Origin of the sequence: Pedobacter sp. BAL39 (assembly GCF_000170795.1) — a bacterium.
GTDB lineage: Bacteria > Bacteroidota > Bacteroidia > Sphingobacteriales > Sphingobacteriaceae > Pedobacter.
Map to the genome: position 1 here is coordinate 115489 of NZ_ABCM01000002.1, position 24485 is coordinate 139973.

20 protein-coding genes and 1 riboswitch are annotated in these 24485 nt (G+C 46.3%); of the genes, 12 read left to right on the forward strand and 8 right to left on the reverse strand.

The window, feature by feature from the left end; translation table 11 throughout:
• Positions 1–41: 41 nt before the first annotated feature.
• Complete coding sequence (locus PBAL39_RS02760) at positions 42–821, reverse strand: S-adenosyl-l-methionine hydroxide adenosyltransferase family protein (RefSeq protein WP_008238049.1); 780 nt, start codon at positions 819–821, stop codon at positions 42–44.
• 102 nt (positions 822–923) lie between these two features.
• Here PBAL39_RS02760 and PBAL39_RS02765 point away from each other — a divergent pair, with 102 nt between their 5' ends.
• The 4 genes from PBAL39_RS02765 to PBAL39_RS02780 all read left to right on the forward strand — a co-directional run bounded on the left by PBAL39_RS02765 (position 924) and on the right by PBAL39_RS02780 (position 4465).
• Complete coding sequence (locus PBAL39_RS02765; protein ID WP_008238050.1) at positions 924–1895, forward strand: PhoH family protein; 972 nt, start codon at positions 924–926, stop codon at positions 1893–1895.
• A gap of 153 nt (positions 1896–2048) precedes the next feature.
• Positions 2049–2993: a phosphoribosylaminoimidazolesuccinocarboxamide synthase gene (locus PBAL39_RS02770; protein ID WP_008238051.1), complete on the forward strand. Its 945-nt coding sequence runs from the start codon at positions 2049–2051 to the stop codon at positions 2991–2993.
• A 174-nt stretch (positions 2994–3167) separates the two neighbouring features.
• Positions 3168–3554 (forward strand): STAS domain-containing protein, encoded by a 387-nt coding sequence (locus tag PBAL39_RS02775; protein WP_008238052.1) that lies wholly within the window; start codon positions 3168–3170, stop codon positions 3552–3554.
• Complete coding sequence (locus tag PBAL39_RS02780; RefSeq protein ID WP_008238053.1) at positions 3554–4465, forward strand: ribonuclease Z; 912 nt, start codon at positions 3554–3556, stop codon at positions 4463–4465. The genes PBAL39_RS02775 and PBAL39_RS02780 overlap by 1 nt, the downstream gene beginning before the upstream one ends.
• 87 nt (positions 4466–4552) lie before the next feature.
• Here the strand turns inward: PBAL39_RS02780 and PBAL39_RS02785 are convergent, their stop codons facing one another.
• The 3 genes from PBAL39_RS02785 to PBAL39_RS02795 are packed head-to-tail and all read right to left on the reverse strand — an operon-like array spanning position 4553 to position 7321.
• Entirely contained in the window at positions 4553–5506 is a 954-nt protein-coding gene (locus tag PBAL39_RS02785; protein WP_039866008.1) for an MlaD family protein, read from the reverse strand.
• 14 nt (positions 5507–5520) lie between these two features.
• Positions 5521–6363, reverse strand: a complete 843-nt coding sequence (locus PBAL39_RS02790; protein WP_008238055.1) for an N-acetylmuramoyl-L-alanine amidase — start codon at positions 6361–6363, stop codon at positions 5521–5523.
• Positions 6364–6418: 55 nt separating this feature from the next.
• Positions 6419–7321 carry an N-acetylmuramoyl-L-alanine amidase gene (locus PBAL39_RS02795; protein WP_008238056.1) on the reverse strand — a complete coding sequence of 301 codons (903 nt, stop codon included), beginning with the start codon at positions 7319–7321 and terminating at the stop codon, positions 6419–6421.
• Positions 7322–7350: 29 nt separating this feature from the next.
• Here PBAL39_RS02795 and PBAL39_RS02800 point away from each other — a divergent pair, with 29 nt between their 5' ends.
• Genes PBAL39_RS02800 through PBAL39_RS02810 form a run of 3 tightly spaced genes read left to right on the forward strand, consistent with a single transcriptional unit; the run spans position 7351 to position 12704 of the window.
• A complete protein-coding gene (locus PBAL39_RS02800) occupies positions 7351–10032 on the forward strand; it encodes a putative LPS assembly protein LptD (RefSeq protein WP_008238057.1) in 2682 nt (893 codons plus the stop codon).
• Positions 10033–10041: 9 nt separating this feature from the next.
• The gene (locus PBAL39_RS02805; protein WP_008238058.1) at positions 10042–11289 is read left to right on the forward strand and encodes a competence/damage-inducible protein A; all 1248 of its coding nucleotides are present in this window, start codon (positions 10042–10044) and stop codon (positions 11287–11289) included.
• 50 nt (positions 11290–11339) lie between these two features.
• Positions 11340–12704: a dihydrolipoamide acetyltransferase family protein gene (locus tag PBAL39_RS02810; RefSeq protein ID WP_039866009.1), complete on the forward strand. Its 1365-nt coding sequence runs from the start codon at positions 11340–11342 to the stop codon at positions 12702–12704.
• Positions 12705–12828: 124 nt separating this feature from the next.
• Here PBAL39_RS02810 and PBAL39_RS02815 read toward each other — a convergent pair whose 3' ends face one another.
• From PBAL39_RS02815 to PBAL39_RS02830, 4 genes are all read right to left on the reverse strand, one after another.
• Positions 12829–14070, reverse strand: coding sequence for a homoserine dehydrogenase (locus tag PBAL39_RS02815; RefSeq protein WP_008238060.1), 1242 nt, complete (start codon positions 14068–14070; stop codon positions 12829–12831).
• A 6-nt stretch (positions 14071–14076) separates the two neighbouring features.
• Complete coding sequence (metX, locus tag PBAL39_RS02820; RefSeq protein ID WP_008238061.1) at positions 14077–15135, reverse strand: homoserine O-acetyltransferase; 1059 nt, start codon at positions 15133–15135, stop codon at positions 14077–14079.
• 136 nt (positions 15136–15271) lie between these two features.
• Complete coding sequence (locus PBAL39_RS02825) at positions 15272–16576, reverse strand: O-acetylhomoserine aminocarboxypropyltransferase/cysteine synthase family protein (RefSeq protein WP_008238063.1); 1305 nt, start codon at positions 16574–16576, stop codon at positions 15272–15274.
• A gap of 231 nt (positions 16577–16807) precedes the next feature.
• Positions 16808–16921: riboswitch (SAM riboswitch) on the reverse strand.
• Between the two features lie 162 nt (positions 16922–17083).
• Positions 17084–18199, reverse strand: a complete 1116-nt coding sequence (locus tag PBAL39_RS02830; protein WP_008238064.1) for a PLP-dependent aspartate aminotransferase family protein — start codon at positions 18197–18199, stop codon at positions 17084–17086.
• A gap of 114 nt (positions 18200–18313) precedes the next feature.
• On the opposite strand from PBAL39_RS02830, the gene PBAL39_RS02835 reads away from it, so the two are divergent.
• The 5 genes from PBAL39_RS02835 to mutS all read left to right on the forward strand — a co-directional run bounded on the left by PBAL39_RS02835 (position 18314) and on the right by mutS (position 24481).
• Positions 18314–18802, forward strand: a complete 489-nt coding sequence (locus PBAL39_RS02835) for a hypothetical protein (protein WP_050784303.1) — start codon at positions 18314–18316, stop codon at positions 18800–18802.
• A 425-nt stretch (positions 18803–19227) separates the two neighbouring features.
• Complete coding sequence (gene mqnE, locus PBAL39_RS02840; RefSeq protein WP_008238069.1) at positions 19228–20421, forward strand: aminofutalosine synthase MqnE; 1194 nt, start codon at positions 19228–19230, stop codon at positions 20419–20421.
• Entirely contained in the window at positions 20421–21053 is a 633-nt protein-coding gene (locus PBAL39_RS02845; protein WP_008238071.1) for a histidine phosphatase family protein, read from the forward strand. The genes mqnE and PBAL39_RS02845 overlap by 1 nt, the downstream gene beginning before the upstream one ends.
• Positions 21040–21780: a menaquinone biosynthetic enzyme MqnA/MqnD family protein gene (locus PBAL39_RS02850; protein WP_008238073.1), complete on the forward strand. Its 741-nt coding sequence runs from the start codon at positions 21040–21042 to the stop codon at positions 21778–21780. The genes PBAL39_RS02845 and PBAL39_RS02850 overlap by 14 nt, the downstream gene beginning before the upstream one ends.
• Before the next feature lie 91 nt (positions 21781–21871).
• A complete protein-coding gene (gene mutS, locus PBAL39_RS02855) occupies positions 21872–24481 on the forward strand; it encodes a DNA mismatch repair protein MutS (RefSeq protein ID WP_039866010.1) in 2610 nt (869 codons plus the stop codon).
• The last annotated feature ends 4 nt before the right edge of the window (positions 24482–24485 follow it).

The following is a 24485-nucleotide window of genomic DNA, read 5'->3' on the forward strand; positions in this document are numbered from 1 at the left end:
CATTTTATGGGAGACAAGCAAACACTATGCCTGTATGCAGACTAGGGATGGAATTCTACCCTGACGATGTCGCTGAGGTGTAACCCCAGCAGTCCACTGGCTTTTCCTTTATTGATGGCGATCTCCAGGTGGTTACTGATGCCAAAAAGACAGAGTTTCTCGCCCTCGGGCACTTCATTGTAATGCCAGCTCAACTGCGTGATGGTTTCACTTTTGCGGAAGTACAGGGTGAAGTCGCGGTTGCGCTGGATCTTCGTAAACAGCTCCTTAGTGATGTTGGTGATCACATTGCAGAAGTTGTCAATGTAAATGACACTTCCTCTGATGATGTCTCTTTCTATTACCGGATTGAGCAGCATACGTTCTTCCACACCATCCGCAGGCATCCCGATTTCCTTCAGCTTGCCTCCCCGCGCAAGATGGGTAGCCGCCTTCACGAAGATGTCCACAAGGGGGAAATGCAGGTACTTCAGGTCCTGCATGATGTTGATCTCCACGATCTCCTCTGCTTTCTCCTCAAAAAGGAGCGAGAAGATGCCGTTGTCTGCGCCCACAAAATAATGGTCCCTATGTTTCAGGGCGATGTATTTCGTGTTTTCACTGAACACGGAATCAATCCCGATCAGGTGTACGGTGCCCTTCGGGAAGTAAGGATAAACATTCTTCAGTACAAAGGCCGCATAGGAGATGTTAAAGGAGGGTACCTCGTGTGTGACATCAACAATATTGGCTGTAGGGAGTGCCGTCAGGATGCTACCTTTGAGGGCAGCCTGATAGAAATCTTTCGAGCCTAAATCTGTTGTTAATGTAATAATGGCCATTAAAAATTGAATATTTATTCTTAATCTTGCGTAAGCGGCAAATCGCGTACAAATATTCAATTTTTATATCAAAATATACACCTCATTCTAAAAAACAATATTTTGAACGAACTAAAATTAACACTAGAATCGGTTGATCCGGTACAGTTTTGGGGTACTAATAACGAGCACTACGAGCTGATTAAGAATGCCTTCCCTAAGCTTAAAGTTGTGGCCAGAGGAACGGAAGTAAAGGTCCTGGGAGATGAAAAGGAGCTCAAAGTTTTTGAACAAAAATACAATCTGCTGTTAAACCAGCTGGAGAAATATAGTTCGTTAACGGGAAATGACGTAGAATCTATTCTTTCATCGAAACGCGCACCTGCGGAAACTGAGGTAGCCCCCGATAAACCGGCGGCCAGCAGCAGTGGAGGTGGTGAGGTGATCGTATACGGCACGAATGGACTGATGGTGAAGGCCCGCACGGTAAATCAACGCCGGATGGTGGACAGCATTGCAAAGAATGATGTCCTATTTGCCATTGGCCCTGCAGGAACGGGAAAAACCTATACTGCGGTAGCCCTGGCGGTGCGTGCACTGAAAAATAAAGAAATTAAAAGAATCATACTCACCAGACCTGCGGTAGAAGCAGGGGAGAGTCTCGGCTTCCTGCCCGGCGACCTGAAGGAAAAGGTGGATCCTTACCTTCGCCCGTTATACGATGCGCTGGATGACATGATCCCTCCTGATAAACTGAAGTTATACATCGAAAACAGAACAATAGAGATCGCCCCGCTTGCGTTTATGCGCGGTAGGACGCTCGACAACTGTTTCGTGATCCTTGATGAGGCGCAGAACTCCACAGACCTGCAGCTGAAGATGTTCCTTACCCGTATGGGGCCTTCTGCAAAGTTTATCGTAACGGGTGATGTTACCCAGATTGACCTTCCCAAAAAACAGATGTCAGGTCTTCACAATGCCCTGCGTATCCTTGACGATATCCCTGGTATTGAAACGATCTACCTGACGGGAGAGGACGTGGTGCGTCATAAGCTGGTGAAGAGAATCCTGAAAGCATACGGCGATATCCAATAATATCGGCTTGATTTCTGGTATTTATCATTCAATATTCGGTAATTTGCGCTGGAAATATCAAGCGTTTGATTTTTGATATTACGTCAGACAATAATGTGATATTACATCAGACAATAAACATCATAACATAACAACAGTTCTTTGGCAAACACCATGACAGCAATTAAAGAAACCAATTTCAGCTTTCCGAAGCAAACCAATTTTTACAAGGGAAAAGTGCGCGACGTATACACCATAAACGATGAATTTATGGCGATGGTAGTGACGGACAGGATCTCGGCGTTTGACGTAGTACTACCTGAAGCCATCCCTTTCAAGGGACAGGTGCTGAACCAGATCGCCGCTAAGTTTCTGACCGCTACACAGGACATCGTGCCCAACTGGGTGCTGTCTGTTCCTGACGAAATGGTTACCATCGGACGCATCTGCGAGCCCTTCAAGGTAGAAATGGTAGTACGTGGTTATCTTGCAGGTCATGCCTGGAGAGAATACAGTGCCGGCAGACGCAGCGTATGTGGCGTGGCACTGCCAGAGGGACTGAAAGAAAATGATCAGTTGCCGGCACCCATCATCACGCCTACAACGAAGGCTTCAGTCGGTCATGATGAAGACATTTCAAGAGAAGACATCCTCGCCAAAGGCATTGTATCGCTGGCGGATTATGAGCAATTGGAAGCCTATACGCTGGCACTATATGCCCGCGGTACAGAAATGGCTGCCAGTCGCGGATTGATCCTTGTGGACACAAAATATGAATTTGGTAAAGTTGGGGAAGAAATCTTCCTCATCGATGAAATCCATACACCGGATTCTTCACGTTACTTTTACGCGGAAGGATACCAGGAAAGGCAGGATGCCAATGAGCCGCAGAAGCAGCTTTCGAAGGAATTTGTTCGCAAATGGTTAATAGAAAATGGGTTTCAGGGGAAAGACGGCCAGGTGGTTCCGGTCATGACACCTGAAATTGTCAACTCCATATCGGAACGCTACATCGAGCTTTATGAGCAGATCACGGGTGATACCTTTCAAAAAAATGAAACTGCTGATGTCACTCAGCGGATTGAAGTCAATGTAACGGCAGCACTTGCTAAATTGTAATGCCTGCTAAATCGTAACATTAGCTCATTTTAAACGATCATTGCTGAAATTTTAGCAGATCAGCAACTTAAGGGGGTGTCTTTCCGGCACTCCCTTTTTAGTAATTCTCGAGATCACTGTTAAAAAGCTGATAAAATTTCCTATTTTAGCATTACAAACAAATCGACCAATATCATGAAATTTTCAGTAGACAAGCATGAAAAGTATGTAGTGCTCAAGCTTAGGGAGAGCCGCTTTACCAACGACAATACGCCTAAGTTGAAATCTGAGTTCATTTTATTGAACTCATTGGGCTACCATAACATTGTACTGGACATGTCCAGCATCAAAGAATGTAATGACTCACAGGACCTCAGCAGCCTGCTGGTGGGCGACCGCCTTTGTAAAAGTGCAAACGGCCTGTTCATCATCACCGGCGTCAATGGCGTAGTCGGTACCATCCTGGAGATGTGTAACCTGGATGAATCACTGACCATCGTGTCCAGACTGGACGAGGCAGAAGACCTGATCTTCATGGAAGAGATAGAGAAGGAATTATTGGGGAGCGTAGCGAAAGATTAATGAAGTTTGAGGTAACTATTTTGGGCAGTAGCTCTGCCACTCCCGTATACAATAGAAATCCCACTGCACAACTGTTAAACTGTAATGAGAAATTTTACCTGATCGACTGTGGTGAGGGGACCCAGCAGCAACTCATCAGGTATGGCATCAAAGCCAGTAAAATCGACTATATATTCATCAGTCACCTGCATGGGGACCATTATTTTGGTCTGATCGGCCTGTTGTCTACCATGCACCTTAATGGACGTATCAAACCCATTTATATCTTTGCTCCTGGTCCCTTAATGGAAATTCTGGAACTTCAGTTCCGCCATTCTGAAACGGTGATCCGGTACGACATTGAATTTGTACCCCTGGTTGCCGATGTATCCCGGACCATCTTTGAGAACCAGGATGTGAGCGTGGAATCGATCGTCCTCAACCACAGGATTCCCTGCACTGGTTTTAAATTTACCGAGAAAAAGCGGTTGCGCAAACTCATGATTGAAAAGCTGGAGGCCGAAAATGTCCCGATCAACTATTACTCCCTGCTGAAAAGAGGTGCAGACTTAAATTTTCCGGATGGGCGTTTATTGAGGAACGAAGAGTATACCGTAGATTCTGATCAACCGAGAAGTTATTGTTATTGCTCGGATACCTTGTTCAACGACAGCTATCTTCCGGTGATTGCCAACTGCGACCTTTTGTATCATGAAGCTACTTTTCTTCATGAAATGCTGGACCGGGCAAATCAAACGCATCATACAACTGCATTACAGGCTGCTGAAGCCGCTAAAATGGTAGGCGCCAGAAAACTACTTATCGGACACTTTTCATCGAGATACAAGATCTTACAGCCTTTGCTTGAAGAAGCGATAAACGTATTCGAGCATACACAGCTGGCCATCGAAGGGACGACCTATCAGATTTAAAACTCAGCTTTTCTTATTGTACCACATAAAAAACGGGAGCAGTTTCATCAACTGCTCCCGTTTCCTTTTGATACCGCTATCAGGTACCTATTTATCTTTTTTATTTCCGCCGCCGAACACCGAGAAGTGTACATAACGTTTAGGGTTTTCTTTCAGGTCTATGATCAGTTTGTCCAGGTTCATGGAAGCATTGTTCAGGTTGTCATACATTTTGGTATCGTTAACCAGCAATCCTAAAGTGCCCTGGCCATTGTTCACTTTGCTTACGATGCCCTGCAGGTCGGCCACAGCTTTGTTGGCGTTGTCGATGGTCTGCTTGAAGTTCGCTGCTGCGACCTGGTCCGTAACCGTATTGATGTTGGTCAGGATACCATTGATCTTGTCGTTATTGTTCTTAAGGTTTGCAGAGATCGCTTCTACGTTGGCAAGGATCGCAGAGATTCTGGACCCTTCAGACCCTACCAGATTATCCACCTTTTTAGATGTAGCTTCCAGTGAAGAAAGGGTAGAGGCTATGCTGTTGAAGCTTTTGTCTACATTTTTCTGGAAGTTGGGGTTCAGTATGGAGTTTACGCTGGTCAGGATGGAATCCATTTTCGCAATGATCACTTCTGCTTTTTTCTGCACCGGTTGTACGGTTTCCAGCAGACCTTTAGCTACATTGGCATTCAGCGTATCGCCGTCCTGTGCATAGATGTTCCCTGTGCCCAGCTGCATCACAATCGCTTTACCTCCCAGCAAATCTATGCTTTCCAGCTTTGCGATACTGTTTTTAGGGATTTCATATTTTCCTTTGATCTTCAGCGTAGCAATGATCGACCCATCAGGCTGAAGCGTCAGCAAATCGACACGGCCGATCTGATACCCATTGATCAGTACGGGTTTGGAAACCCCGAGGCCATCAACATGAGAATATTTGGCATACAATACCGTTTCACTGGAAAAGATGGCATTCCCTTTTAAGAAATTGTAGCCAATGATTAACAAGGCTATGGAAAAGGCAGCCATTATGCCTACTTTGGTTTCGTTTGCTATTTTCACGTATCTGCGTTTACTTAATTTACTTCTGTTTGTCTCTTATAGGTTTTCACGGCATTGAAGATTGCAGTTACAATCTCTTCCTGCCCACTGGCTGAATTCAAATAGTCTTCCTCTGTAGGATTGGATATAAATCCAATTTCAGTTAATACAGCTGGCATACCCACCCGCTGAAGGATCAAAATCCCCTGTTCCTTGACGCCCCGGTTGACTCTTTTATTGACATTGGTATAATTGTCCTGGATCAGACTGGCTAATTTCAGGCTTTTGTCTCTAAATGTATTCTTAAACAAAGATAGTATAATAAATGTTTCGGGATCATTCGGATCATAACCATCATAATTTTGTTTGTAGTTTTTTTCCAGCTTGATGTCGGCATTCTCACGAATGGCTACATCCTGCTCATTCAAACGGTGTGTGCCGGCCACAAAAGTCTCCGTGCCACTGGTGATGCTATTCTTCACGTAACCGTATTTAGGTACCTTTTTACCACTCTTCGTTTTGGTATAACCGGTGACTACACGCCTGTCCGGCATGGAGTTACAGTGTATGGAGATGAAAATGTCTGCTTTGGCGTCATTGGCAATGTCAGCCCTTTTATAAAAGTCGACGTCTACGTCCGTCTTACGTGTGTAAAGGATCTTGAGTTCAGGCATTTCATCCTCGAACTTCTTGCCCAGCTTGAGTGCAACCTGCAAGGCCACATTTTTTTCTTTGGAATAGGTTCCCGCAGCTCCGGGTTTACCACCGCCGTGCCCGGCATCAATGACAATGGTTTTTACTTTATATCCCTGTGAGAAGGCAAATTGGGCGCTAATTGATAAGATGAGAAGTAGGAGTGTGCTTTTTTTTAAGGTCATCAGGTTGCTCTTTGTTTCTTTTTTCTTTTATCGTTTATGATGCGTTTCTCTTTCTTTATCCTTCTATGCTCCGCTGATAGTTTTGAATGGCCTTTAACAGGCAGTTGGTGATCTCTTCCTGTCCGGCTTCGGAGTTCATATAGTCCTCTTCTGCAGGGTTACTGATGAAACCGATCTCCGTCAGGATCGCCGGCATCCCAGCCCGGGCAAGTACCGCCAGGCTCTTCTCCTGTACACCGCGGTTCACGCGGCCAACATTCACATATTCATCCTGCACGAGCTTCGCCAGCTTCAGGCTCTGCGTGCGGAAAGTGTTCTTCATCAGCGAAAGAATGATATAGTTTTCCGCATTATTGGGGTCAAAACCCTCATAGTTTTCTTTATAGTTGTCTTCAAGGAAGATCGCCGCATTCTCACGCTTGATCACCTCGTCCTGTTCGTTGATCCTCCCCATACCGGAAACAAAAGTCTCCACCCCACGGGTAGAAGTGCTCTTCCGGTACACACTGCTCCTGATCGGTACCCGCTTGCCTTTTACCTTTTTGTAACCGGTAACGACCGATGAACGGATCAGCGGCATATCATTGCAGTGAATGGAGATAAACAAATCTGCCTTCGCATTGTTTGCAATGGCGATGCGCTCGTATAAAGGGATGAAAACATCTGTCGATCGGGTGTAAATGACCTTAACATCTTTCATATTGGCCTCTATGGCCGCTCCAAGGCGTAAAGCCGTCTTTAATGCCACATCTTTCTCCGTAGAATACTCACCTCTCGTCGACCCGTCTTTACCACCGTGACCAGCGTCAATGACGATGGTTTTTATTTTATATTCTTGTGTAAACGCTTGATAATTAGTGCTTATAACTATGGCAACCGAAATAATTGCGATCAAAATTGCATTTGGTCTAAGCAATGGTATATTTTTCATTAATTTTGAACGTTTTGGATTAAACATTAATGCAAAAATAACATTCACACACGAATTTGAAACTTTTACGCCACATCATTTTTTTTAAACTGCTTGTTTTACTGGCCCTGACCAGTATCCCGTCCCTTGCATTTTCTGTTTTTTCGCCCTTTCAGTCTACTCCTGGAAAGCCCTTCTCCGGCACGCAACAGGTCAATCCCCAGCAGACTGATACGACTAAAAAGCGACCTGTTGTAGGTGACCCTCAGGATACTACGAAAAAAGCAGCCAGCGAGATCATTGAATATTCAGCGCAGGACTCTAACAAGGTCGACAAAAAGAATGGTACATTTTACCTGTATGGAAAAGCAAGAGTCGTCTTTCAGGGACTTGAGCTGGATGCCGACTATATTTATTACAACTCTAAAACGAAACAGATCTTTGCCAGTGGTAAAACAGACGCGAAAGGCAAATATGTAGGCCGTCCCATTTTTAAGCTGGAAGGACAAAGCCCCTCGATGGCCGACTCCATCCGCTACAATACAGAAAGTGGCGCCGGAAAAATATATCAGGTGTTTACAGAGCAGGAGGGTGGGTTTTTTACCGGCGGGATTGCCAAAAAGCAACCTGATGACGAGATCCACAGTAAAGGGCAGACCTACAGTACCTGTAACCTGCCACATCCCCATTTCGGGATCCACATCACCAAAGGTATTGTAACCGAAAACCAGATCATCACCGGCCCGGTATACCTCAAGATCGAAGACATCCCCTTGCCACTCGGACTTCCCTTTGCCTTTTTTCCCAAGCCCAACAAAAAATCGTCCGGGGTGATCCTGCCTTCTCCGGGAGAGGATTATACCAGGGGCTTCTTTCTGCGTGATGGTGGTTACTACCTGGGACTGAGCGATTATTGGGATGCCAAGATCCTGGCGACCATCTATACCAGAGGTTCTTATGAGGCCAATCTGACTTCGAATTACATCAAAAGATATAAATATAACGGAAGTGTCAACCTGAGGTATGGCAGCAACAGGTATGGTCTGGAAGGTACACCGGAATACAAACCTGTTAAGGATTTCAACATCGCCTGGAGCCATTCCCAGAACGCCAATGCCAATCCCGGATCTACCTTCTCCGCTTCAGTGGATGCTGGTACGAGTACCTATAATGAGAATACGGCTGCCGGTGGTACTTATGATCCGCAAAGGATTGCAAGAAATACCATGAGCTCCAGTATTTCCTATGGAAAGACTTTTGGCGATGGGCTGTTCAACCTTACCTCCGCACTGAGGGCAAATCAGGATACGCGTGCTAAAACAGTGAGTCTTACATTGCCAGATGTCAGTCTGAGCATGAACACCATCAACCCTTTTGACTCTAAAGACAGACTCGGGGAACAAAAATGGTTTCAAAAAATTACCCTGGGATACAGCATGCAGATGAGCAATAGCATCATAGCTGGTGATAGTGTGATTTTTAAAAAGGAAAGCCTGAATAAATACAGAAACGGATTTCAGCATAACATCCCGATCAACATGGCCTTTAATGTATTCAAATATTTCAACTTCAATACCGGCGTAAACTATACCGAACGCTGGCACTTCCAGAGCATCAGAAAAACATATATGCGTACTTTAACAGGTACGGATGCCACCCAGACAGATACCATTCCAGGATTCAATCGTTCCGGCGAATATTCATTGAACATGGGGATGTCTACCAAGATCTACTCTACAGCGCAATTTACAAACCTGGGTAACTTTAAGGCCCTCCGACATGTGATGACACCGAGTGTCAACTTCAGCTACCGCCCCGATTTTACCAAAGGCAACTACCTGACTGCGTACTATGATAACAATCCTAACGATCCCGTGATGAGTGGAGGGGTACCATTGATGTACTCTATTCATGAAGGCTCCTTATATGGTGGTCCAGGTCTCGGCCAGAATGCGTCGATCAGCTTCTCGTTAGAGAATACAGTAGAGGCTAAAGTAGCGGTACCAAATGATACTACCGGTAAGGGAGAAAAGAAAATCCCCGTAATCCAGGGGCTGAGCATTGGCGGTAGCTACAACTTCCTGGCCAAGTCCTACAAGTTGTCTACATTGAGTTTCAGTGGCCGTTCACAGTTCAGTGATAAGCTGGGGATCAACTACAGCGGTGAACTGGATCCTTATGTGTATGAGGATAGTCTGGGTACAAGGATCCTCAGGGACCGCTATACCTGGCAGAATGGAAGGCTGCCGCGTTTGACGCGTATCGGCTTCTCATTTGATTATAGCCTCAACCCGGAAGCACTCAAGCGCCGAAATGAAAATATGGACAATGTCAATGAGGAAGCCAAACGCCAGGGAATGACCCCGGAGCAGGCAGAGGCTTTGCGACTGGTCAGCCGTGATCCCAATGCATTTGTCGATTTTAACATTCCATGGAACTTTGCCTTCAGTTATAGCTTCCAGTATTCCACCGACCGTGTAGGGCTGAACAGCAACATCACCAACACCTTAAACTTTAACGGCGATGCCAACATCACCCCCAACTGGAAAGTGCAGTTCACCTCCGGATGGGATTTCAATGCCAAGACTTTTGCGCAAACGAACTTCTCCATTTACCGGGATCTCCACTGCTGGGACATGAGCTTCAGCTGGGTGCCTTTCGGAAGGTACCAGTCTTACTCTGTTGACATCAAGGTGAAGGCCTCTGTATTGCAGGATCTCAAGCTGAGCAAGAGAAAAAATTACTATACCCGATTCTAATCTATCATTATGTTAGCTGAAATCATTACCATAGGAGATGAAATCCTCATTGGTCAGATTGTGGATACCAATTCCGCATGGATGGCGAAACAACTCAACCTCATCGGAATGAAGGTGAAGCAGATCAGCTCTGTTTCTGACGACGCAGCACACATCATTGAAGCACTTCAGCAAGCGGAAAAACGCGCCGATGTGATCCTGATTACCGGCGGCCTCGGTCCCACAAAGGACGACATCACCAAGCTGACCCTTGCCCGCTATTTTGATATGGGCTTCCGCAGGGATGAGGAGACGCTACAGCATGTAACCGATATCTTCGCCCGCCTCAACCGGCCAATGATCGACCTCAACAGAAAACAGGCGGATGTGCCTGACCGATGTACCGTCATCAAAAACCAGAATGGCACAGCACCATGTATGTGGTTTAAGGAACATGGGAAGATTTATGTGTCCATGCCGGGTGTGCCTTTTGAGATGATGTACCTCATGGAAGAAGAGATCATCCCTCGTCTGAAAAAAGCCTTTCAGCTGCCTGCGATTTTTCATAAAACCATACTCACGGCAAACATCGGGGAGTCTTTCCTGGCTACTGAAATTGAGACCATTGAAGACCAGCTTCCACCACACATCAAACTGGCTTACCTGCCAAGATTAGGGCAGGTACGTCTGCGCCTGAGTGGTACCGGGACGGATGAAAAATTACTGCATGAGGAGGTGGAAAGTTATGCACAGCAGATCATTACCAGGATCAGCAAGTATGTAGTTGCGGAAGAAGACATTGCCCTGGAAAAGGCGCTGCTCGACCAGATGAAAAAACGAAAGCTGACCCTATCTACCGCTGAAAGCTGTACCGGTGGATACATTGCCCACCTGATCACGCAACATGCGGGATCTTCCGCTGTCTACATGGGCGGTGGGGTCACCTATTCCAACGAACTGAAGATGTCTGTTCTGGGGGTGAAAGCAGAAACGCTGACACAATTTGGTGCGGTGAGTGAGGAGACGGTCAGAGAAATGGCAGCCGGTGCAAAAAAACATTTTAATACAGATTATGCTGTGGCAGTAAGTGGCATTGCCGGGCCTGATGGAGGCACTCCAGAGAAGCCTGTCGGAACTGTCTGGATAGCAGTAGCTAATCGCTACCGCGTAGTCACCCGGTTGTGTGTTTTTGGCAACAAAAGGGCGCAAAATATAGAGCGTTCGGCCATTGCTGCACTCAGTATGATTTTGAATGAACTCCGGCAGGATGAGGATTAAGTGTGCGAAATACTTTACTTTTGTACCCGATACCAATCAAAAAATAAAAAATGGCTCAATACGAATTATTGTTACCGAAAATGGGGGAGAGCGTTGCGGAGGCAACAGTTATCAAATGGCTTAAACAACCAGGCGATCTGATCAAAATGGATGACACCATTTTAGAGATCGCTACTGATAAGGTAGACTCTGAGGTTCCTTCACCTATTGCCGGTAAGTTAGTAAAACAGCTGTTCAATGAGGATGATGTGGTGCAGGTAGGCGCAGTCATTGCGATCATTGAAACAGATGCCACTATTGAAACTACGCTTAGCCCGGAAACGGCGCTTCAGCCAGAACCGGTTGTCGTTGAAGAACACATTCCCGGGACGGAACAATTGGAAGAAAGACCTGTAGAAAGTCCGGCAGCTCCAAGGGAAGATGCTTCAGAGCGCTTCTATTCGCCGTTGGTGAAGAACATCGCTGCCCAGGAAAACATCAGTATGACTGAACTCGACCGGATCACTGGGACCGGCGCTGAAGGACGTCTGACAAAGGATGACCTTTTAAACTATATTCAGCAGAAGAACGGAGGGCATGGCGCTGCTGCAAAGATCAATACAGAAACTACTGCTCCCGAGCCTAAGTCTGCTCCGGCAAATGTGGCCCCGACGCCATCAGCAACTGCTGCATCACCGGTGTCAAAGCCTGCTGCCAGTGTAAGTGGTGGTGATGAGATCATTGAAATGGACCGTATGCGCAGGTTGATTGCTGACCACATGGTGATGAGTAAGCACACAGCGCCCCATGTAACTTCCTTTGTTGAGGCAGATGTTACCAACATGGTGCTCTGGCGCGAGAAGGTGAAACGCAATTTTGAAAAACGTGAAAATGAAAAGATTACCTTTACGCCAATCTTCATTGAAGCTGTAGCTAAGGCTCTTAAGGATTTTCCAATGGTCAATATTTCTGTAAATGGTACGCAGATCATTAAAAAGAAAGACATCAATATTGGAATGGCAGCCGCATTACCCAGTGGTAACCTGATTGTGCCGGTCATAAAAAATGCCGATCAGCTCAACCTCGTAGGACTGACCAAGTCGGTAAACGACCTGGCACAGCGTGCACGAGGCTCGAAGCTGAAACCCGATGAGACGCAGAACGGTACATTTACACTTACCAATGTAGGTTCTTTCGGCAATGTGATGGGCACACCGATCATCAACCAGCCACAGGTGGCGATACTGGCTGTAGGTACCATCAAGAAAAAACCGGCAGTGCTGGAAACAGAGTTTGGAGATGTCATTGCCATCAGGCACATGATGTTCTTGTCGCTCTCCTACGACCATCGTGTAGTAGATGGTTCGTTGGGTGGATCCTTTGTGCGCCGTGTGGCTGATTACCTGGAGAACTGGGACATCAACAGAGAAATCTGAACTGCAGCATAACGAAAGCAAAACCTGTACATTGATCGTGCAGGCTGTGCTGATTTTTAAAAATAACAGATACGCAAAAGGCCCCGGATTTCCGGGGCCTTTCTGCGATCAAAACAAAGCTGAATTAGTTAAAAAGTATTTCCTCTTCAGTAACGATCTGAACTTGTTGCTCAGTATAGGTATATCTGCCGGTATGGGCAATAAAGATGTCTTTCTGTTCCAGCAGCTCACGGTTGGCCAGTAATGATTTCAGGCTGACGCTGCCAATCACATACTTGTAATCCTGACGCGAAAAACGCTCAATGATGTTTTCAACATTCAGTTTCTCCAGGGTATATTCATGCTCGTAACGCAGGTACACCTCAATGTTGACATTGTCAGTATGTACCAGTCCGTTGTGCTGATGGTATTTTTTATACTCATAACGGTAGTCGTAGCGCAGGGCGGCAATATCTGAAAGTACAGCTGCCCCTGTAGGGTGTCCACCGGCCCCTTTTCCAAAGAAAAACTGCTTGTCGGCAAATGCGGCCTGTACCGTCACCCCGTTGTATTCATTTTCCACGTTGAAGAGGAAGTCGTCGGATTTCACAAATTTAGGCAACACATAAGTCACCACCTGTTTCGTACTGATCTTACGTGCAGTAGGTACCAGCTTAATTTTGAAGTTCTTCTCTTTGGCGTACCTGATGTCATTGTCGCTCAGGTTCTGGATGCCTACATTAAGAATCTTGTCTGGATTGATGAACAATCCATAAGCATGTGCGGTTGCTATAGCCAGCTTAAATTTAGGGTCGTAACCTCCCACATCTAGAATAGGATTGGTTTCAGCAAAGCCCAGGTCCTGTGCCTGTTTCAGTGCGACACCATACTCCATGTTTTCATTGAAAATTTTCGAAAGGATGTAGTTGGATGATCCGTTGAAAATACCGCTGATGCCATGCAGTAACTCATTGTCATAATATTCTTCCAGGTTACGGATGATGGGGATACTGCCACATACCGCACCTTCATAAAGCAGGGAAACGCCATGTTTTTCCTGTAATTCTACCAGCTCAGCAAGGTTGCCGGCGATCATTTTTTTATTGGCGGAGACCACATTTTTGCCACTCGTCAGTGCTTTTTTAACAATTTTAAAAGCAGCATCGGCATCGTCAATCAGCTCAACAATAGTATTGATTTCTTCGTTATTCAGGATCTCATCATGATCAGTAGTAAAAAGAGCTGCGTTCAGGCTACGTTTTTTCTCCGGATTCTTAATGGCTATTTTAACGATTTCCAGGTTAAGGTCCTGGCCAAGGATGATGTCGTGTAATCCCTGACCAACCACTCCAAATCCAAATAAACCGATTTTAAGTTTCTTACTCATCTATTGTTAGGCTGTTTTATGTAATTTAATTATTTTCTTGTTTGTTGTTTCTCTCAAAAAGGTGCCGATAATGTTGGTGAGGATGTCCGTTTCAATCAGGAAGCCATCATGACCATAAGCAGACTTGATGCTGTGAAATCCAGCTCCCGGAATATGTTTGCTGAGGAATTCCTGTTCCGCCAGTGGGAAAAGCACATCGTTCTCAATGCCGATCACCAGCGTGTTTGCTTTCACCTGTGCGAGGGCCTCGGTAACGCTCTTGCGGCCACGGCCAACATTGTGACTGTCCATTGCCTTCGTCAGGTACCAGTAGCTGTAGGCATTGAAACGGTTGCACAGTTTCTCCCCCTGATAGTTCTGATAAGAGGAAGCACGGAACGCACCTGTTTTGTCGTTCACACTTTCTGCCTGTGTTGCATTGTAGGCGTCATAGGTACGATAGGATAGCAGGGCAATGCTTCTCGCTGTCTTCAGCCCCTTTAAGCCACCATCGGGCTGTTGTGCATAGAAGGTCCTGTCGGTAGCAATGGCCATCCGCTGACTCTCATTGAAGGCGATGCCCCATGGGGAATGCACAGCATTCGTAGCTACAAGGATGAGGTTTTCTATCGCCTTATCATCTGCAAGGGCCCATTCCAGCGCCTGCTGTCCGCCAAGGGATCCACCAATCAGCACCTTGATCTGCTGTATACCCAGATGAGCCGCCAGCAGGCGATGTGCAGACACAAAATCCCTGATGGTAAATTCCGGAAAGGCCAGGTAGTAGGGCTGTCCTGTAGTGGGGTTGATGCTCAGTGGGTTGGTGCTGCCATAATGAGAACCGAGTACGTTGGCACAAATGATAAAATGCTCCTCAGGGTTAAAGAGGTCATTGGCGCCAAACAATCCCTTCCACCAATCCAGGACATCCGCATTGGCAGTCAGCGCATGGCAGACCCAGATGACGTTGTCCTTTTTGGCATTCAGCTTTCCGTAAGTCTGATAAGCAAGATCGACCTTTCGCAGTTTTTTGCCGCTCTCCAGTTTAAAGGATTTGTTATAGGTGTAAGTGGATGTAGTACTCATTAATTGGTGTTCGTATCAGGCTTTCGCCCTTGGTCTTTCGTTTTGTTCTTTTTTATGTTTGGTGCCAGGGCCCTTATAAAGGCGCCGGCACCGGTATTGGCATTTCCGGAAGGTTGCCGATCCGGAAGATTGCTGATTACTTTCTGATCAGCGCAAAAGCCTGCTCCAGGTCGGCTTTAATGTCGTCAATATGTTCGATACCTACAGAGATGCGCAGCAGGTTGGGTGTCACCCCGGCGGCGGCCTGTTCGGTTTCGCTCAGCTGCTGGTGGGTAGTGGCTGAAGGCTGGATGATCAGTGTTTTCGCATCACCCACATTGGCCAGGTGGCTGATCAGTTTAAGGTGATCCACCAATGCGGTAGCCTGGCTCTTATCGCCATGCAGCTCAAAGGACAATACCGCGCCGAATCCATTTTGCAGGTATTTCTTCGCATTGGCATGATAAGGGCTGCTTTCCAGTCCGGGATAGTTTACCAGTTTTACCTGCGCGTGTTGCTCCAGCCATGTTGCCAGCGCCAGTGCATTGTCTACATGACGTTGCACACGCAGTGATAAGGTTTCCAAACCCTGAATCAGGAGGAAAGAGTTGAAAGGAGAAAGGGCAGGGCCAAAGTCGCGAAGTCCTTCCACACGGGCACGGATGGCAAACTGTATGTTGCCAAAAGGACCGCCGATTCCGAATACATCATTAAAGACCAATCCGTTGTATCCTTCTGATGGATCCGTAAACTGTTTGAATTTGCCATTTCCCCAGTTGTAGGTACCACCATCAACAATGACACCGCCGATGCTCGTTCCATGCCCGCCGATCCATTTGGTTGCTGATTGCACGACAATATGTGCACCATGATCCAAAGGTCTGAACAGGTACCCTGCAGCACCAAAGGTATTGTCTACAATTAATGGCAGGTCATGTTTATTGGCAATGGCCGATAGCCTTTCAAAATCAGCGATGCTGAAAGAAGGGTTGCCGATACTTTCCAGATATATTGCCTTGGTATTGGCGTCGATTTTTGTCTCGAAGTCATCTGCGTCGTCGCCATTTGCAAAACGCACTTCAATGCCCAGACGTTTAAAGGCCACCTTAAATTGATTATAAGATCCGCCATAAAGATGAGAAGAGGATATAAAGTTGTCGCCAGCCTCCAGGATATTGTTCAGTGCGATGAACTGCGCCGCCTGCCCGGAGCTCACTGCCAAAGCAGCAACACCGCCTTCCAGAGCAGCAATGCGCTTCTCGAAAACATCGGTGGTCGGGTTCATGATGCGGGTATAAATGTTGCCAAACTCCTTTAAAGCGAACAGGTTGGCTCCATGTTCAGAGTTTTTGAAGCCGTAAGAAGTGGTCTGGTATATAGGCACAGCGCGTGATCCTGTAGTAGGATCAATTTCCTGGCCTGCATGTAGTTGTAATGTTTCGAATTTATAGTTAGCGGACATGATAATACTGGTTAATGTTAGAGAAATCGTTGAATTACAGTATGCTATACGGACTTATTTTGAAAAGTATATAGCTGTTTTGCGTACCTCATAAGAGGCCTTCCGGATGATTACAAAAAATACAAAAGGAAGAATTTCAGATGATTATATGCAGCAGCACATACACATCGTACGCGGCAGGCAACAATAATCTAAAGCAATAGGTGTAGTTTTAACTGTTCTCATTATCTTAATTTATCTCTCCAAATGACACCATGCCACCTGGTCAGGAATTGGCACCTTCTCCATTTTGGGAGGGTTGCCAGTGGGTCAGTGAGCCTGTCTCTCGCCACTTCTTTATAAATCAAAACCCAGTTTAAGAGGTGATGACTTGATTAGCTTTCGCTAAATAATGTTCAAATGTAGGACTAAGTGACAAAATAACCAAAATTATATTTTGGTTATTTTGTAATACATTGATATTTAGTTGTATAAAAGTATTTTTATCTGTTTTCTGGGTGTTTTTGACTAGCCTAGGGCCTGATCGAAATCTGCAATGAGGTCGTCAATGTGTTCCAGACCTACAGAGATCCGAATTAAATTCTGTGGGGTTTTGGTATCCGGGCCCTCCACGGAGGCGCGGTGCTCAATCAGGCTTTCTACGCCACCCAGGCTGGTGGCCTGTGCAAAGATTTTTACAGTATTGACCACTTTCCGGGCTTCAGTGGCACCGCCTTTTACCAATATGGACAACATGCCCCCAAAATCCGTCATCTGTTCCCTGGCTACGTCATGTTGAGGATGTTCCGGCAGGCCGGGATAATAAACGGCTTCTACCTTTGGGTGTTGTTGCAGGTGTCTGGCGAGGGCCATGCCGTTTGTAGAATGACCACGCATCCGGTAGGGAAGGGTTTTGATGCTGCGGAGCAGCAGAAAGCAATCGAAGGGCGAAGGTACGGCACCACCAATCTGCTGCACATTCCGGATCTTCTCCCAAAGCTCCGTTTTTGCGGCAGTGATCAGCACACCACCCAGCACGTCGCTATGGCCGCCTATATATTTAGTAGAGGAGTGCATCACAATGTCGGCACCCCATGAAATCGGATTTTGCAGGCATGGCGAAGCAAAAGTGCTGTCGCAGGCCAACACGAGTCCATGTTTTTTGGCGATCGCTGATATCGCTTTCAGGTCGGTCACCTTTAACAATGGATTGGATGGCGTTTCTACCCAGATCATCACGGTATTCTCTTTGATGTGCTGTTCTGCCAGCGCCGGCTGTGTCAGGTCGATGAAGTCGATCTCTAATGTGTCCGCAAAGATGCTCTGCAATTGTTTTTTGAAACCCCAGTACATGTCATCTGGTGCGATGATGTGACTGCCGGGTTTCAGCGCCTGGAAAAGAGACATCCCTGCGGTGTTACCGGAGGAGAAGGCACAGGCTTCCAGGCCGCCCTCCAGCTCGCTCAGTACGGCTTCGAGTGCAGAACGGTTCGGATTGCTCACCCTGCTATACATATGTCCGCCAGAATAGCCACCCTCTTCATTTCTTAAAAAGGTGGTCGACAGGTTGATCGGCGGTGTCACATCACCAGTGTCAGTTTTATATAAATTTCCGGAATGTATGGCTAAAGTTTCTGGTTTCATTTTCAGGATGATAAATTAGGTATGTTAGTTAATATACTAAGATTGCTAAGGTAAAAATTAATTTTATGAAGTTTTGGCAAGATTTATGTAATGAACACACAAAATAACATTGATATGAAAAGAATATTCCTGATAGCAGCCATTTTATGCAGTTCATTAATGGTTTTGCAGAGCTGTTCACCAAAAGGCGGTGCTGCAACTCAAACAGTAAGTAGAGGAGACGTGACTGGCAATTGGGTATTGAACGAAATCACTTTCGAAGGTGTTCCTCAGAGTTCAGTAAAGTCCCTTTTCGGAGAAAGTTCATATACCTGTTTCATTGGTAGTACCTGGAGACTGACCAATAGCGGAAATGGTAGCTACAGCCTTCCAGGCGGTGCTTCATGTGCAGCAAAAACACAAACCATCTTCTGGTCTGCCAGTCCTAAGGATCAAACATTCCAATTCAAAAAGATCTATGAAGGCGATAAAGCCAAAAATGTAACCGAAGGTTACAGATCGGTATTGTTCTCCTCATCAAAAGAAAGTCTGGTGATTAAGTCACCTGTAGAATACGGTAATTCAACGGCTTACATCGTTTTGAACTTCACCGCATCGAAATAAGTTTTTAGTTAAGTTTGGTTTAGGTTAAAGGACTCGTGGTTGGGTCCTTTTTTTATTTCCTGACATTTCCTAGTCTGGGGTTTTACCGATCCTAAACCTTAATTTGTTACAGCAGGTTTTCTTATGGCACCTGATGTGCTGTAAATCCTGTCGTTAAAATGAAAGCCCATTTATAAAATGATCATCCCGGTATTGCGTTAGAGCGCAAGCACATCAGAAAATCATTTCATTTCTTAAAACGCGTACTGATGATGAGCTTATTGATAAAATCAGGCTGAAATAGTGGGTGTTATACGTGGAAATGCACAAAGCAGAAAAGCTCTTTGACATAATGCTGACAGCTAATGCCGTTAAAATCGGGGTTATCTGCTATTTTTATGTTATTTTTGTCCATCATACACTCAATATCCAACATACACTAAATAATGGATACCAATTCAAAACTAGCCATACTCCTGGACGACTCAGGTTTAAGCGCTGAGCTTCTTGCCATTGCGAAAAAAGTACAGCAGCAGGAGAGAATTACTTTCGATGAGGGCGTTTACCTTTATGAACATGCAGAGCTCGGTTACCTGGGCGTTTTAGCCAACTACATCAGAGAGCAGAAGCATGGCAAAAAAACTTTCTTCAACCGCAATTTTCATATTGAGCCGACCAACGTTTGTGTGTACGACTGTAAATTCTGTTCCTATTCGCGCATGATCAAACAGCGTGAGGAAGGATGGGAGATGAGCGTTGATGCCATGATGGACGTACTTAAAAAGTACGATAACGAGCCGGTAACAGAAGTCCACATCACCGGTGGGGTGGTGCCTAAACAAAACCTTGATTTTTACAGCGACTTCTTCAGGCGTGCCAAAGCACACCGCCCTGATCTTCACATCAAGGCGTTGACGCCTGTAGAATATTACTATATCTTCAAAAAAGCAAAGCTCAGCCATTATGATGGTATGAAATACCTGCAGGAGGCCGGACTGGACTCCATGCCTGGTGGTGGTGCCGAAATTTTCCACCCTGAGGTGCGCGAAAAGATTGCCCATGATAAATGTAATGCTGAACAATGGCTGGACATCCATGAGCAGGCTCATAAACTGGGCATGAAAACCAATGCAACCATGCTGTATGGTCATATTGAGCAGTTCTGGCATCGTGTGGACCATATGGAGCGCCTGCGTCAACAACAGGATAAAACCGGTGGGTTCCAGGCCTTCATTCCCCTGAAGTTCAGGAATCAGAACAACCAGATGGACAATGTTCCTGAGGTTTCTGTAATTGAAGACCTTAGAAACTATGCCATCGCCCGCATTTATATGGATAACTTCGACCACATCAAGGCCTATTGGGCAATGATCAGTCGCCAGACTGCACAGCTGTCGCTCAACTTCGGTGTGGACGATATCGATGGTACTCTGGATGATACTACCAAGATATATTCCATGGCTGGTGCGGAAGAACAACACCCCGCAATGAACACACAGGAGCTGGTCAACCTCATCAAACAGGTAGGCAGACAGCCCATAGAAAGAGATACACTTTACAATGTCGTTACTGACTACACTGATTTCGTGTTTGAGGACGATGTTAAACCGCAATATTATAAATTGCCAGTAGTTAGTTAATGGATAAAGAAATATATATCATCAGACACGGAGAAACCGAGCTCAACAGGCAAGGGATTGTACAGGGAAGAGGCATCAATAGCGATCTTAATGATACTGGCCGTAAACAGGCTGCTGCATTTTATGAAATGTATAAAGATGTTCCGTTTGATAAGGTTTATACTTCTGAACTGAAAAGGACACACCAGACCGTCAAGGGGTTTATCGATGCCGGAATGCCATGGCAGCAGTTACCCGGACTGGATGAACTGGCTTGGGGAATCTGGGAAGGTGCTGAGAATGATGAAAAAGCCATTGCGGCTTTTAAAGACATGATGGAGCGATGGACTTCCGGCGATTATGATGCTCATTTTGAAGGTGGTGAAAGCCCAAATGAGGTCGTGGCCCGTCAAAAAGAAGCATTTGAGGTCATCAAGTCTGCACCAAATGAGAAGACAGTGCTCGTATGTATGCACGGCAGGGCCATGCGCCTGTTGTTGTGTCTGTTGACCAACAGGCCCCTCAAAGACATGACCGAATTTCCACATCAGAATACCACGCTCTATAAAGTTGAACTGACCGGTGATCAGTATGTCATCACGGCATTCAACAATACCGATCATTTAAATCATTTTTCCGTTGAGCAAGATTAAGATTTCCGCAGTTTCCTATACCAATACCAAACCTTTTCTTTACGGAATCGAACATGCAGACCTGCAGGATAAAATAGACCTGCGCCTGGATATTCCTACCGACTGTGCAGCGAACGTGATCGATAAAACGGTCGACCTTGGCCTGATCCCCGTGGCTGCAATCCCGCTGGTGCCAGATGCCAACATCATCGCCAACTATTGCATCGGCTCTGTTGGTGCGGTAAACTCTGTATTCATCTTCAGCAGCGTACCCTATAACGAAATTAGAACGTTAAGGCTGGACAGCCACTCGCGTACTTCAAATAACCTTGCAAAGGTGCTGCTTAAGTTCCACTGGAAACAGGATGTGGAATTTACGAGAGACCCGGATGCGGTAACGGATGCCATCGTACTGATTGGCGACCGTACCTTTGGAAAAAAAGACGAGTATGCCTATGCCTACGATATGGGGGAAGAGTGGATGAACTTCACCGGCCTTCCTTTTGTTTATGCGGCATGGGTGGCCAACAGGGAAATCCCCCAGGATTTTATCGATGAATTTAATGCGGCACTGGCATTCGGACTGGAACACCGCAAAGAATTACTGTTGTCGCTACCAAAGTACGACAACTTTGATGTGGAAGATTACATCATGCACAAACTCGACTTTGAACTGACCCCGTCAAAAAGGGAAGCGCTGGATTTATTCCTTTCCTACATCTCCCAGCTGGAGTACACCACGGCCTAAAAGCCTCAACTGTTCACAATTAAAATTTTCAATAAATCGTAAAGCGTATCGCCTCAGATGCTATCTTTACGATTTTGTAAATTAAATCATTTTGGCTAAAGACAAGACTAAAGAAACCCCCTTAATGCAGCAATACAATGTCATTAAGGCAAAGTATCCCGGTGCTTTATTATTATTCAGGGTGGGAGATTTCTACGAGACATTTGGTGAAGATGCGATCAAGACCTCCCAGATCCTGGGCATCATCCTCACCAACAGAGGCAACGGGCCCGGAGGTAAGATTGAACTCGCCGGTTTTCCTCACCACTCCCTGGAAAATTATTTGTCTAAACTCGTCAGGGCCGGACAGCGGGTAGCAATCTGCGACCAGCTGGAGGATCCAAAGACCACTAAAACCATCGTCAAAAGAGGGGTGACCGAGCTCGTGACGCCAGGGGTAGCCTATAATGACAACATCCTCAGCCAGAAATCAAACAACTACCTTGCTGCGGTCTATTTTGATAAAGCCGGCCTTGGGGTGTCCTTCATGGACATCTCCACAGGGGAATTTCACCTGGCGCAGGGTAATGCTGAATATATCGACAAACTGCTCCAGGGATTTAAACCCAATGAGGTGGTTTTCCAGAAAAGCAAACGCAAGGAATTCATGGAATTGTTTGGCGACCGCTTTTATACTTATCACCTGGACGACTGGGCATTTACCAGTGACTATGCAAATGAAACATTAAATAAACATTTTGAAGTCAGTTCTTTAAAAGGTTTTGGTATAGATAAACTTCAGTTGGGTATCATCGCTGCGGGTGTAGTCCTGCATTACCTCAATGAGACTGAACACCGCAACCTGAAACACATCACTTCCATCACCAGACTGGAAGAAGATAAATACATGTGGCTCGACAGGTTCACCATCCGCAACCTGGAACTGGTGAGCTCCTCCAACGACAATGCTGTTACGCTCTTCCAGATCCTGGACCAGACCTCCACACCCATGGGCGCCCGTCTGCTCCATAAATGGATCATCATGCCACTCAAGGAATTGAAGCCAATCCAGGAACGCCTGGGGATGGTAGAGTTTCTCGTCGCTGATGAACCCCTGGTAGAGGAGTTTTTATCTCACATCAAACAGATCGGCGACCTGGAACGCCTGATTTCCAAAGTGGGCCTTCAGAAGGTGGGGCCGAGGGAACTCTGCCAGTTGAAAAAGGCATTGTACCACATTGAGGAGATCAAGAAGATTTCTGAAACCGCGAAAAACCCATTCCTCAGCAAACTGGCCGACCAGATGGACTGCTGCCTCAGCATTCGTGAGCAGCTGGAAAGGATGCTGCAGCAGGACCCTCCGGCACTGGTCATCAAAGGAAATGTGATTGCTGATGGGATCGATGAGGAACTGGACCGCCTGCGGAAAATCTCCTTTGGTGGTAAGGACTACCTCGTGGAAATCCAGAAAAGAGAGGCCGCGGCAACGGGCATCCCTTCTCTGAAGGTGGCGTTCAATAATGTATTCGGGTATTATCTGGAGGTGACACATACGCATAAGGATAAAGTGCCTGCCGACTGGATCAGGAAGCAGACGCTGGTTAGCGCAGAGCGTTACATCACGCCTGAACTCAAAGAATACGAAGAACAGATCCTCGGTGCGGAAGAAAAGATCATGCAGATCGAATTGCGCATCTATGGGGAGCTGATGTTACAGGTGAGTGCCTACATCAGGGAGATCCAGCTGAACGCCTTTACAATTGCGCAGCTGGATGTATTGCTGTGTTTTGCACAACTGGCGCTTAAAAATCATTATGTAAAACCTGAGGTGAATCAGGGTAAGGTGTTGGATATTAAGGGGGGAAGGCATCCCGTTATTGAGAAAAGACTGCCTGTGGGCGAAGAATACATTACCAATGATGTGTTCCTTGATAACGAAACCCAGCAGGTGATCATCATTACCGGTCCCAATATGTCGGGTAAGTCGGCGATACTACGCCAGACCGGACTGATCGTGCTCATGGCACAGATGGGCTGCTTTGTGCCAGCAAAGGCGGCGGCTATCGGGCTGGTAGATAAGATCTTTACCAGGGTGGGCGCTTCAGACAACCTTTCTTCGGGTGAGAGTACTTTTATGGTGGAGATGAACGAGACCGCAAGTATCCTTAATAATATTTCCGACAACAGCCTGATCCTGCTGGACGAGATCGGCAGAGGAACGAGTACTTACGATGGTATTTCCATCGCCTGGGCGATTGCAGAATTCCTCCATACGCACCCTACAGCAAAGCCAAAAACCTTGTTTGCTACGCATTACCACGAGCTGAACGAACTGGCCAATACCATGAGCCGCATCAAGAACTTTAATGTTTCCATAAAGGAGCTGGGAAATAAGGTCATATTCCTGCGTAAGCTCATCCCAGGTGGCTCCGAACATAGTTTTGGTATCCATGTGGCCAAAATGGCTGGTATGCCGCCGAAACTGATCGCAAGGGCCAATGAGATCCTGAAAAAGCTGGAGGTAGACCGCACGGAAGGACAGAGCATCAAGGATAGCATCAAGAAAGTACAGAACCAGGCTTACCAGCTGCACATGTTTGCTGTGGAAGATCCCGTGCTGGTGAAAATCAGGGACACCCTCAACAACCTGGACGTCAATATCCTTACTCCTGTAGAAGCCCTGATGAAGCTGGATGAGATCCAGCGGATCGTAAAAAACTAATGCC

What these genes read in the sequence shown, in the direction of transcription:
- PBAL39_RS02770 (WP_008238051.1), top strand. Translation starts at nt 2,049, where the DNA reads ATGACAGCAATTAAAGAAACCAATTTCAGCTTTCCGAAGCAAACCAAT.
- PBAL39_RS02830 (WP_008238064.1), bottom strand. Translation starts at nt 18,199, where the DNA reads ATGAAACCAGAAACTTTAGCCATACATTCCGGAAATTTATATAAAACT.
- PBAL39_RS02835 (WP_050784303.1), top strand. Translation starts at nt 18,314, where the DNA reads ATGAAAAGAATATTCCTGATAGCAGCCATTTTATGCAGTTCATTAATG.
- PBAL39_RS02845 (WP_008238071.1), top strand. Translation starts at nt 20,421, where the DNA reads ATGGATAAAGAAATATATATCATCAGACACGGAGAAACCGAGCTCAAC.
- PBAL39_RS02825 (WP_008238063.1), bottom strand. Translation starts at nt 16,576, where the DNA reads ATGTCCGCTAACTATAAATTCGAAACATTACAACTACATGCAGGCCAG.
- PBAL39_RS02760 (WP_008238049.1), bottom strand. Translation starts at nt 821, where the DNA reads ATGGCCATTATTACATTAACAACAGATTTAGGCTCGAAAGATTTCTAT.
- PBAL39_RS02795 (WP_008238056.1), bottom strand. Translation starts at nt 7,321, where the DNA reads ATGTTTAATCCAAAACGTTCAAAATTAATGAAAAATATACCATTGCTT.
- PBAL39_RS02810 (WP_039866009.1), top strand. Translation starts at nt 11,340, where the DNA reads ATGGCTCAATACGAATTATTGTTACCGAAAATGGGGGAGAGCGTTGCG.
- metX (WP_008238061.1), bottom strand. Translation starts at nt 15,135, where the DNA reads ATGAGTACTACATCCACTTACACCTATAACAAATCCTTTAAACTGGAG.
- PBAL39_RS02805 (WP_008238058.1), top strand. Translation starts at nt 10,042, where the DNA reads ATGTTAGCTGAAATCATTACCATAGGAGATGAAATCCTCATTGGTCAG.
- PBAL39_RS02815 (WP_008238060.1), bottom strand. Translation starts at nt 14,070, where the DNA reads ATGAGTAAGAAACTTAAAATCGGTTTATTTGGATTTGGAGTGGTTGGT.
- PBAL39_RS02775 (WP_008238052.1), top strand. Translation starts at nt 3,168, where the DNA reads ATGAAATTTTCAGTAGACAAGCATGAAAAGTATGTAGTGCTCAAGCTT.
- mqnE (WP_008238069.1), top strand. Translation starts at nt 19,228, where the DNA reads ATGGATACCAATTCAAAACTAGCCATACTCCTGGACGACTCAGGTTTA.
- PBAL39_RS02780 (WP_008238053.1), top strand. Translation starts at nt 3,554, where the DNA reads ATGAAGTTTGAGGTAACTATTTTGGGCAGTAGCTCTGCCACTCCCGTA.
- PBAL39_RS02790 (WP_008238055.1), bottom strand. Translation starts at nt 6,363, where the DNA reads ATGACCTTAAAAAAAAGCACACTCCTACTTCTCATCTTATCAATTAGC.